Source organism: Methylobacterium sp. WL116 (genome assembly GCF_008039455.1).
Taxonomy (GTDB): domain Bacteria; phylum Pseudomonadota; class Alphaproteobacteria; order Rhizobiales; family Beijerinckiaceae; genus Methylobacterium.
In genome coordinates this window covers 1-9,226 of the sequence record NZ_VRUV01000144.1, presented here as the reverse complement: position 1 = coordinate 9,226, position 9,226 = coordinate 1, and the positions used below count along the sequence as shown (strand labels likewise).

Annotated in this window: 14 protein-coding genes; 7 read left to right on the top strand and 7 right to left on the bottom strand. The window is 70.7% G+C overall.

The genetic code is table 11. The features are described from left to right. Together FV223_RS12770 and FV223_RS12765 are read right to left on the bottom strand one after the other, a co-directional pair. On the bottom strand, nucleotides 1-340 hold a 340-nt coding region (locus tag FV223_RS12770), incomplete at its 3' end, for an MBL fold metallo-hydrolase (protein ID WP_147727400.1). Nucleotides 341-425: 85 nt separating this feature from the next. Beyond that, nucleotides 426-1,346: a DUF2865 domain-containing protein gene (locus tag FV223_RS12765; RefSeq protein ID WP_147727399.1), complete on the bottom strand. Its 921-nt coding sequence runs from the start codon at nucleotides 1,344-1,346 to the stop codon at nucleotides 426-428. A gap of 851 nt (nucleotides 1,347-2,197) precedes the next feature. Between FV223_RS12765 and FV223_RS12760 the strand changes: the two genes are divergently transcribed. After that, nucleotides 2,198-2,374 (top strand): DUF1328 domain-containing protein, encoded by a 177-nt coding sequence (locus FV223_RS12760; RefSeq protein ID WP_003599466.1) that lies wholly within the window; start codon nucleotides 2,198-2,200, stop codon nucleotides 2,372-2,374. A gap of 67 nt (nucleotides 2,375-2,441) precedes the next feature. On the opposite strand, the gene FV223_RS12755 is transcribed toward FV223_RS12760, so the two are convergent. Next, nucleotides 2,442-2,690: a NepR family anti-sigma factor gene (locus FV223_RS12755; protein WP_187274681.1), complete on the bottom strand. Its 249-nt coding sequence runs from the start codon at nucleotides 2,688-2,690 to the stop codon at nucleotides 2,442-2,444. Nucleotides 2,691-2,885: 195 nt separating this feature from the next. Between FV223_RS12755 and FV223_RS12750 the strand changes: the two genes are divergently transcribed. Together FV223_RS12750 and FV223_RS12745 are read left to right on the top strand one after the other, a co-directional pair. Next, on the top strand, nucleotides 2,886-3,689 hold the full coding sequence (locus FV223_RS12750) for a response regulator (protein WP_147727398.1): 804 nt from the start codon (nucleotides 2,886-2,888) through the stop codon (nucleotides 3,687-3,689). A 424-nt stretch (nucleotides 3,690-4,113) separates the two neighbouring features. Further along, nucleotides 4,114-4,491: a hypothetical protein gene (locus tag FV223_RS12745; RefSeq protein ID WP_147727397.1), complete on the top strand. Its 378-nt coding sequence runs from the start codon at nucleotides 4,114-4,116 to the stop codon at nucleotides 4,489-4,491. A 155-nt stretch (nucleotides 4,492-4,646) separates the two neighbouring features. On the opposite strand, the gene FV223_RS12740 is transcribed toward FV223_RS12745, so the two are convergent. Next, on the bottom strand, nucleotides 4,647-4,841 hold the full coding sequence (locus FV223_RS12740) for a KGG domain-containing protein (protein ID WP_147727396.1): 195 nt from the start codon (nucleotides 4,839-4,841) through the stop codon (nucleotides 4,647-4,649). A gap of 173 nt (nucleotides 4,842-5,014) precedes the next feature. Between FV223_RS12740 and FV223_RS12735 the strand changes: the two genes are divergently transcribed. After that, complete coding sequence (locus FV223_RS12735) at nucleotides 5,015-5,227, top strand: hypothetical protein (protein ID WP_147727395.1); 213 nt, start codon at nucleotides 5,015-5,017, stop codon at nucleotides 5,225-5,227. A 6-nt stretch (nucleotides 5,228-5,233) separates the two neighbouring features. On the opposite strand, the gene FV223_RS12730 is transcribed toward FV223_RS12735, so the two are convergent. Continuing rightward, nucleotides 5,234-6,028: an SCO family protein gene (locus tag FV223_RS12730; RefSeq protein ID WP_246686355.1), complete on the bottom strand. Its 795-nt coding sequence runs from the start codon at nucleotides 6,026-6,028 to the stop codon at nucleotides 5,234-5,236. Nucleotides 6,029-6,195: 167 nt separating this feature from the next. Between FV223_RS12730 and FV223_RS12725 the strand changes: the two genes are divergently transcribed. Then, nucleotides 6,196-6,639, top strand: coding sequence for a Crp/Fnr family transcriptional regulator (locus FV223_RS12725; RefSeq protein ID WP_147727394.1), 444 nt, complete (start codon nucleotides 6,196-6,198; stop codon nucleotides 6,637-6,639). A 17-nt stretch (nucleotides 6,640-6,656) separates the two neighbouring features. Here FV223_RS12725 and FV223_RS12720 read toward each other — a convergent pair whose 3' ends face one another. Beyond that, nucleotides 6,657-7,100 (bottom strand): VOC family protein, encoded by a 444-nt coding sequence (locus tag FV223_RS12720; protein WP_147727393.1) that lies wholly within the window; start codon nucleotides 7,098-7,100, stop codon nucleotides 6,657-6,659. Between the two features lie 177 nt (nucleotides 7,101-7,277). Between FV223_RS12720 and FV223_RS12715 the strand changes: the two genes are divergently transcribed. Together FV223_RS12715 and FV223_RS12710 are read left to right on the top strand one after the other, a co-directional pair. After that, nucleotides 7,278-7,922, top strand: coding sequence for a L,D-transpeptidase (locus tag FV223_RS12715; protein ID WP_147727392.1), 645 nt, complete (start codon nucleotides 7,278-7,280; stop codon nucleotides 7,920-7,922). Between the two features lie 85 nt (nucleotides 7,923-8,007). Next, nucleotides 8,008-8,652: a glutathione S-transferase N-terminal domain-containing protein gene (locus FV223_RS12710; protein ID WP_147727391.1), complete on the top strand. Its 645-nt coding sequence runs from the start codon at nucleotides 8,008-8,010 to the stop codon at nucleotides 8,650-8,652. 16 nt (nucleotides 8,653-8,668) lie between these two features. Here FV223_RS12710 and FV223_RS12705 read toward each other — a convergent pair. Further along, a partial coding sequence (locus FV223_RS12705) for a phosphopantothenoylcysteine decarboxylase (protein ID WP_281407445.1) occupies nucleotides 8,669-9,226 on the bottom strand: 558 nt, incomplete at its 5' end.

Genomic DNA, 9,226 nt, shown 5'->3' with positions numbered 1-9,226 from the left:
GCGGCAGGCAGCCGGCGATCGGCGCGCCGGTGCGTGCCTGCAGCAGGCGGGCGCCCGGGGAGTGGTCGCGATGGGTGTGGGTGACGACGATCGCCGCCACCGACTCTTGGCCGAGATCGGCGAGCAGGGCCTCGACGTGGCCGGCATCGGCCGGCCCCGGATCGATCACCGCGACGCGTCCGTGCCCGACGACGTAGGTGCAGGTGCCGCTCGCGGTGAACGGGCCGCCGTTCGGCGCGACCCGGCGGCGGACGAGGGGGCTCAACGTTTCCAGGCGGCCGCTCGCGGGCATCACCGTGTCGAAGTCGGGCGCATCGGTACCGGCATCCGTGTCCGCCATCCGAGGCTCCTTCCGATCCCGACCGGCGCGGTCGGCCCGGAGCTACGCGAACGCGCGGCGGCGGACAATCCGAAGCGCGAGGACGTCAACGGAACGGGGAGGGCGTGACCACGCGGATCGGGTTCTGGTTGATCGCGGCGTGCGCGGGGATGCGGAAGCCGTCGCCGACCGAGGCGACCTGGACGAGGCTCGCCCGCTCGGCCGTGCGCAGCGTCCGGCGGAAGGCGTGCGCCTCGGCGTCGCGCTGGATCGCGCCAACCTTCGCCTCGATCCGCCGGCTCTGGCCCCGCGTGATCGCGGCCTGCCGGAAGTCGACCAGGGCGACCGAGCCCGACCGGTTTCGCGTCACCACGTCGGCGCTGTCGCGGGTGGCGACGACGTCGCCCTTGCGCAGGGTGAGATCGCCGGCGAGCGGCAGGGGCGGGGTGCCGGGCGCGGCCTGGCAGGAACAGTTCTCGACGCGCCGCTGGCGGTAGATGTTGGCCAGAGCCGAGGCCCGGTAGGGCAGGCCCTGCGGGCTGATCGCGCGGTCGAGCTCGGTCTCGCGGGCGCCGAGGGTGTAGACGTTCGTCGGCGCCCCCGGGCAGGCGGCGGCGCAGGCCGCCTCGTGCACCGGCATGTCGGCCCGTGCCCCGAGATTGCCGATGGGGAAGAGATAGCCGTCGCACATCCGCACGCAGACCGTGCGACGCCCGGCCGAGGCGACGGCGACCCGCGTCACGCGCTCCGCGCGGGCCCGCTTGCGACGCGACCGGCCGAGCGGGAGGTCGGCCACGGGACGCGGGGTATGATAGACCGGGCGCGAATACCCGAGGCGGCGGCCGTCGGGCAGGTTGGCGTAGCGGCCGGGGCGGTGCGCCGGCGGCGCGGGCTGCGGCCGGGCGGGCGCGAAGAGTTCCTGGAAGAAGTCGAGCAGGCCGCCGCGCTCGGAGGCCTGGACGAGGCTCGATCCGATCGTGACGCTGCCGAGCCCGAGGATCAGCCCCGCCGCGGCGGTCCCGATCATCTGCCGCCGCGTTCCCCCGGAGCCGTAAAACCTCTGCCAGCGCGCCCAGAACGCCATGTCTCGTCAGGTCCCCGCCCATGCGGCATGCCGGCCCGGCGGTGGCCTGGGCGAGCGAGGCCGACTTAAAGGTTCGTTAAGCGGGGCGGCAAGTGCGGAAGACAACCGACACGATCACAACATCGCAGCGATCAGGCACAGGTATTGGCCCCTCGAGCGGCCTATTATGAGGACACCAGCAGGCGGCTCGACTTGGCGGACCTGTCGCGAGGCCATGCTCGTCGGCTTTGCCCGGTGGGCGGTGCGCGGCGCGTTCGAGCCTCCGCCGTGGGATTCCGGTGGACGGCGCATGAAAAAAGCCGCCCCGGAGGGCGGCTTGCTCAGCGACGGATCGACTCCGGCGGCGATCAATGCCGATGAGCGGGACCGTTCGGCCGGACCCGGATCGGAACCAGGCGCGGCTCGGGCCTCGGGGCCAGCGCACCCAGGACCTCCTCGACGCCGCGTGCCGCGGCACCTGCGGCGGAGCTGACGATATCGGTGAGGCGCTGGACGAGGGCGGACGCTTTTCTCATCGCTGTTCTCTGGTTTCGGACCTGGACTGAGGAACGCCGTTCGGAACGGCTCCGTTCCGGCTGCGGCCTCGTGTCCAACGAAGAGCAATATGGCGTGACATGCGCACCGGCGCGAGGGGGCGGGCGACGATTTCGGCGATGGATCGGCATCGGATCCGAGGCGCTCGATTTTTCGTGTGTGCAGGCATTCGAAGCGGCGGAACCGAAACAACGACTTAACGTTTGGGATGTCAGAAGGTCGCGGCCAAGCCCGCGTCCATGTTATCAAGGATAACGCAGATGCTCGGTTGGGCCGTTACGTTCCTCGTCGTGGCCCTCGTGGCCGCTCTGCTCGGCTTCGGTGGCATCGCCGGCACGGCGATGGAAGCCGCCAAGCTGGTGTTCTTCGTCGCGATCGTGCTGTTCGCCATCTCGGCCGTGATCGGCCTGATGCGCGGCCGCTCGCCCACGCTCTGACGCCGAGCTCGCATCCTGCGGGCGCTTCACGCGCCACAGGAACTGCAGAAGATGGAGCCGGAGCGCCTCAGGGCGACTTCGGCTCCTTCGCATCGAGACGCTCGATGAGCTCGCGAAATCGATCCGGGACGGGTTGCTGGACGAGTCCGTCGTAGAGGCAGCGGAGGTTGTGGCCGATGCGCGCCTGGGCCTGGTCGCTGAGGCGCGACGATCCATGCTCGCGCTTCTCGGCCCTCGAGCCCGCGGGCCCCGATTCTCCGACGGGCCTCAGGCCGGCATTGCCGATCGGCCTCCCCGCCTTCGCAGCGTCGGTCATCCTCACGTCCCCCGGTGCCGTTCGCGGCATCTGTGCATGAGGCACGCGCGCATTGTCTTGCCGCGCGACATACGCCATGGCTGCACCAGCAACGCCTCCGGCCAGAAGCGGTTCCGCGCCCTGCCGGAACGGAGTCGGATGCCCCGCGTTGGGGCGGCAGGTTGAATAGCAGGCCGACAAGGCACAGGGGATCGTATGTCGACATCGCAACTCGTGGTGCAGCACCTGCCGTACCTGCGGCGCTACGCGCGCGCGTTGACGGGCAGCCAGGTGGCGGGCGACGCCTACGTCGCGGCAACTCTGGAGACGCTGGTCAACGAGCCGGATACGCTCGGCCGCAGCACGAACGTGAAGGCCGACCTGTTCCGGGTGTTCACCCGCATCTGGAATTCGCTCTCGGTGAACGGCCGCAGCGAACAGGTGCAGCACGATCTCCCCGCCGAGGTGCGGCTCGGCCAGATCACGCCGCTGCCGCGCCAGGCCTTCCTGCTCTCCTGCCTCGAAGGCTTCTCGGAGGAGGACGCGGCGATCATCCTCGACGTCGACGTCAGCCAGGTGCGCGACCTGGTCGACGAGGCGGGACGCGAGCTCGCCGCGGACATGGCCACCGACATCCTCATCATCGAGGACGAGCCGCTGATCGCGATGGACCTCGAAGCGCTGGTCGAGGGCCTGGGCCACAACGTCATCGGCGTCGCCCGCACGCGCACCGAGGCCGTCAAGATCGCCTCCGAAAGCAAGCGCCCGGGCCTGATCCTTGCCGACATCCAGCTCGCGGACGGCTCGTCCGGCCTCGATGCCGTCAACGACCTGCTGAAGACCTTCGAGGTCCCGGTGATCTTCATCACCGCCTACCCGGAGCGATTCCTCACGGGCGAGCGCCCGGAGCCGGCCTTCCTCATCGCCAAGCCGTTCCAGCCCGCCAACGTCTCCGCCGTCATCAGCCAGGCGCTGTTTTTCCAGCAGACGGCACGCCGGCGTGAAGCCAAGTCGGCCTGACCGGGAGGCGGTCCACAACCGCCTCCGCGCCAATCCGCAGAACGAAAAAACCCCAGCGACGAGCCGGGGTTTTTTGTTGCCCGCCAAGGACATCGGTCCAGGCATAAAAAAACGGGCCGGAGAAATCTCCGACCCGTGGATGAGGTTCCGGCCGATGCACAAGGGGAATGCGGGGAGGACCAGGTGGCCGGGTGCTCGATCAACGGGCGTGCGCGAACCAAGTTCCGGGCGCGAACCGTTTTTCGACGCCTGTGGCGTCCGCGCCACTCCGGGTCGCTGTGGACAAGGTTCCTCGTGCCCGGCACCGCCACGAGAAACTGTTGCCGAATACTGATTTCGTCAAAAGCGAGGCCGTGACGGAACCGGATCATGGAAGACGCGTTTTCCGTTCATCCTGTCAAGCTCCCATTCGGAGACCACGACGATGCTTCGGTCAGGCTTCCTTCTCGGCGTGAGTGCACCGGCCGCCATCCTGACGTTGCTCGTCCACCCGATGGTCCAGGCGAGCGCGGACCAATGGGTCCCCACGACCACGGTCGCAGCCCCCGGTCCGGCCGCGTTCGAAGCCCGCCCCCTGCCGGGCATGCGCCCGGTCTCGATCGCGATCCGGCCGAGCCGCGTGGCGAGCCTGCAATCCGAGCCGAACCGCGCCCTCCCGGCCGCGTCGGACACGGCGCAGGAGATGGGGACCAAGCCGCCGCTCAAGCCGCGTCGGATGATGCGCGAGGGCTGCGAGGCGGCGCTCAGCTCGCTGGTCGGCCCCGAAGCCCGCCGCATGATCCCCGGCCGCTGCATCTCCTGAGGCGACACCGATTAGCCTACCGGCTTACGGTGCACGACGCGAAGGCCCGCTCCATGTTCTGGAGCGGGCCTTCGCGTTGTGCGGCACGGAAGCGGACATAAAAAAGGCGCCTGCCCAGCGAAGGGCAGACGCCGCGCGTCTCGAAGGGCGGTCGATCACTCGGCGCCGTCGCGGCCCGTACCGGTGGCCTGACCGCCCTTGCGGCCGGCCGTCGAGGCCAGTTCGCGGTCCTGCGAGAACGAACGCTTCTCAGCCGGCACGCTGCGGCCACCCTTGCTGGCGATCTCGCGCTGGCGCTCGAGATCCATCGACGCAAAACCTCGCTTCGAGGTTGAATTACCGGATGCCATCAGCTCCTCCTCAGGCTTCTCTTCACCCTTTCACAACCTTCGCCAGTATCCGAAGGTTCCTCTCACGCTTCCGCGACAAGCTTAGCCGCAACCACGTCGGTGCGCTGGCGTTGGAAGACAGCGGTGGGGCAAACGACAATTCAGCGCCTGCGTCGAACGAGGTTTTTTCGAGCATGACGAATCGCGAGATGGTCTCCGGTGCGGCCAAGGTTTCGCCGGAGGCCGCGCCGAAGCCGAACACCGCGGCGCTTCCGCCGATGCCCGCGGACGAGGGCAGCGCGACGCCGACGACGCAGGTCGAGCCGATCGATTCGCCCCAACCGAACGCCAGCGCCGGCCGCGAGCCGCCGAGCGCCGAGAAATCCGGCTTGGCGACGAAGCGCTGAGCGGCCTCAGGCCTGCCGGGGCCGGCGGTTGAGCAGGACGATCCCGATCGCCATCGCGAGGATCGTCCCGGCGGCGGCGAAACTGAGGACGCGGCGGATCATCGGCGTGTAGACGCCGGTCGCGGCATCGTACCCGTAGCAGAGCAGGACGAGGCGGTCGGCGAGGCTGCCGGTCCGGCCCTCGCCGGCCTCGACGAGGGCGAGCCGCAGGTCGCTGCCGTTCAGCGCCAGCGGCGACAGGACGCGGGCGACACGGCCGTCGCCGGTGAGCAGGATCGCGGCGGCGGGGTGGGCGAAGCTGTCGGTGCCGGCGTCGTAGACGAAACGGTAGCCGAGCGCCTGCGTCAGCCGATCGACCGTGGCGGCGTCGCCCACCAGCGCGGCCGCCTTCGCCGAAAGCCCCGGGTTCCCGAGCTCGGTCTCCAGCATGTGCCGCGCCGCGGCCGCGTCGTCGCGCGGGTCGATCCCGACGAGGACGAGGCTGACGTCGCGGCCGGCGACGAGGCCGGTTGCGGCCAAGGCCGCCCCGGACATCGACAGCATCGGGTCGCAGACGTTGCCGCAGGTGTAGTCCACCGGCAGCAGCAGGGTCGGCCGGCCGCCGAGCGCCTCGCCCAGCGTGGTCGGCCGGTCGCCCGCGGCATCGTTCCAGGCGAGATCGAGGGGAACACGGGCGCCCGGAGGCGGCACGACCGCGACGCGCGCAAGCTCGGTCCGGTTCAGGCGGGCGGCGGCCGGCGTGGCGGCGAACGCGATCCCGACGAGGAGCGCGGCGAGGCGAGGATGGCGGGCGCGGCGCATGGCACCTCCGGTGGGGGCCTGCATGCCCGATCGCGTTCGACGGGGCATCCGGGTCACGCCGTCGCAGCGTGCCGCCGGGACGGGAGGGCTGGACAAGATCGCCGCAAGCCGCATGGATGAGGCGGCCGGCGCCATCACGAGATCCGGCGCGGTGCGGAGTTCCACCTATGACCCTCGATACGGAGGTTACCTCCCTTCGGCAGGTGCCGCTGTTCCGCGAGGTCGAGCCGTCGCGGCTGAAGCTGCTCGCCTTCACCAGCGAGCGGGTGCATTTCGAGGCGGGCCAGCAATTCTTCACCCGCGGCGACGTCGCGGATGCCGCCTACCTCATCCTGGAGGGCAGCGCCGCCGTGACCATCGACGGGGCCGCGGGGCCGGTGCGTCTCGCCCTGCTCGGGGCCAACGCCCTGGTCGGCGAGATGGGCATCCTGGCCGACCAGCCGCGCTCGGCCACCGTCACGGCCGAGACGGCGGCCACCGCCCTGCGCATCGACCGCGGCGTGTTCCTCGAGCTGCTGGCGCAGTTTCCGCAGATCAGCATCGCGCTGATGCGCGAGCTGGCCCTGCGCCTCGAGCAGACAAACCAGGCGCTCGCGCAGAGCCGCGCCTGAGATCGCGCGATCGGGCGTCACGGCGCCGGGTAGGTGATGAACTCCATCAGCGACCCGTCCGGATCGCGGAAGTAGATGCTGGTCCCGGGCCCGGCCGCGCCGTGGCGCTCCACCGGGCCGAGCTCGACGGGGACGCCGTGCGCGGCCAGGTGCGCCATCGCCTCCTCGATCGTGCCGGACCAGCGGAAGCACAGGTCGCTGCCGCCCGGCATCACCGGCTTCTCGGCGAGCGGCTCCGGGGTCAGCCCGGGGCCCTGGCATTTCAGCTGCACCCCGCCGAGCCGGTACGCGAAGCCCGCGCCGGCCGGGACGATCTCGGCGCCGACCACGTCGCCGTAGAAGGCGTTCGCGCGCGTCCAGTCGCTGACGTGGATCACGCAATGGTCGAGGTGGATCGCCGGGCGCAGCGGCGTCTCCGGCAATGCGCCTTGCATCTCGGGAAGGGTGAGCGTGTCGGCCATGATGCGCCTCGTCTCGGAACCGATCCGAGAGAGTTAGGGCGCAAGCCACGGCCGAACGAGGCGAAATCCGGGCAATCGTGCCGGGCGCTTCATCCAACCTGAGACGCAAAAGTCACATCGTGGGGGGCGGCGAGGCGGTAGGCATGATCCGAACGCTTCCTCGCCTCGTGAGGCCCCATGCCCCTCCGCCGGATCCTCCTCGCTGCGGTCCTCATCGCGCCGCTCGCAGCCTGCAACCAGCGCGGGCCCGTGAACCTCGCCGCCAACGACGAGGAGGCGGCGTGGTATGTCGGCTCGATGCCCGACAAGCCGTTCGACGTGCCGCTGGTCGACACCAACCGCCTCGATCCGAAGTACCGCCGGCAGGTCGTGAGCTATTCCGGCCCCGAGCGGCCGGGCACCATCGTCGTTGACATCGACAAGCGTCAGCTCGCCCTCGTCCAGGCCGACGGAACGGCGATGCAGTACGGCGTCGGCGTGGGCAAGCTCGGCTTCTCGTGGAAGGGCGAGGCCCGGGTCGGCCGCAAGGGCGTCTGGCCGGACTGGAGCCCGACCACGACCATGGTCGCCCTCCATCCGGAGATCGACCGCCAGCGCAAGGGCGGCGTCGACAACCCGCTCGGCGCCCGCGCGCTCTACCTCTACCAGGGCAACCGCGACATCCTGTTCCGCATCCACGGCACCAACGAGCCCTGGAGCATCGGCGAGCAGATGTCGTCGGGCTGCGTCCGCATGCTCAACGAGGACATCGTCGACCTTTACGAGCGCGTGCCGGTGGGGACGCAGGTGCTGATCAAGCGCAACGGCAAGTACCGGGTCTGAGCCGATCCGGTCCGAACGGCCGGCTTGACCGGAGCCGGCCTCCGGCAGAGCGTGCGCCCGAAGCGTTCAGGCCCCGGAGACGACGATGCCGACCACGACCGACGGACTCGTCCTGCACCACGCCCCGAACACCCGCTCGACGGGCGTGCGGGTGCTGCTCGAGGAACTTAACGCGCCGCACGAGCTGCACGTCATCAACCTCAAGGCCGGCGAGCAGCAGGGCAGCGCGCACCTCGCCGTCAACCCGATGGGCAAGGTCCCGGCGATCCGCCACGGCGGCGCGACGGTGGCCGAGCAGGCCGCCTGCTACCTTTACCTCGCGGACCTGTTTCCCGAGGCCGGCCTCGCGCCCGGCACGACCGATCCGGCCCGCGGCGCCTACCTGCGCTGGATGGTCTTCTACGGCTCGTGCTTCGAGCCGGCCGTGATCGACCGGGCGATGGAGCGCGCGCCGCCGCCCCGGATGATGTCGGCCTACGGCGATTACGACACGGTGCTGGCCCAGGTGCTCGCGATGCTGACGCCCGGCCCCTGGATCCTCGGCGAGCGCTTCTCCGCCGCCGACGTCCTGTGGGGCTCGGCGCTCGGCTGGACCACCGCGTTCAAGCTCGTCCCCGAGGAGCCGGCGATCATGGCCTATCTCGCGCGCTTCCGGGCGCGTCCGGCCTACCAGGCGATCGCCGCCGACGACGCGCGCCTCGCGGCGGCGCAGCAGGCGGCGGCAGGGTAGGGCACCCGAACCGGCCCTAACCCCGAAGCAACTCCGAAAACCGTGCCACCAGCCGGCGCGCGACCTCGTCCTTGTCGAGCGTCGGCCAGGTCTCGACCGACCCGTCGTGCGCGATCAGGTGGACCGTGTTGGTCGCGCCGCCCATCACGCCGCCCGCAGCCGAGACGTCGTTGGCGACGATCAGGTCGCAGCCCTTTCGGGCGATCTTCGCCTGGGCGTGCGCGATCACCGTGTCGGTCTCGGCGGCGAAGCCGACGACGAGGGCGGGGCGGTTCTGCGTCCGCCCGGCGATAGTGGCGAGGATGTCGGGGTTCTCGACCAGCGTCAGTGGGGCGGGCGCCGCGCCGGCCTTCTTGATCTTGGAGCCGGTCTCGGTGGCGGGCCGCCAGTCGGCGACCGCGGCCGTGAACACCGCGATGCTGGCGGGAAGCGCCGCCTCGACCGCCGCCAGCATCTCGCGCGCGGTCTCGACCCGCACCACGGCGACGCCCTCGGGATCGGGGATCGCCACCGGCCCGGAGACCAGCGTGACCGTCGCGCCGGCGGCGGCGGCGGCGGCGGCGATGGCGTGGCC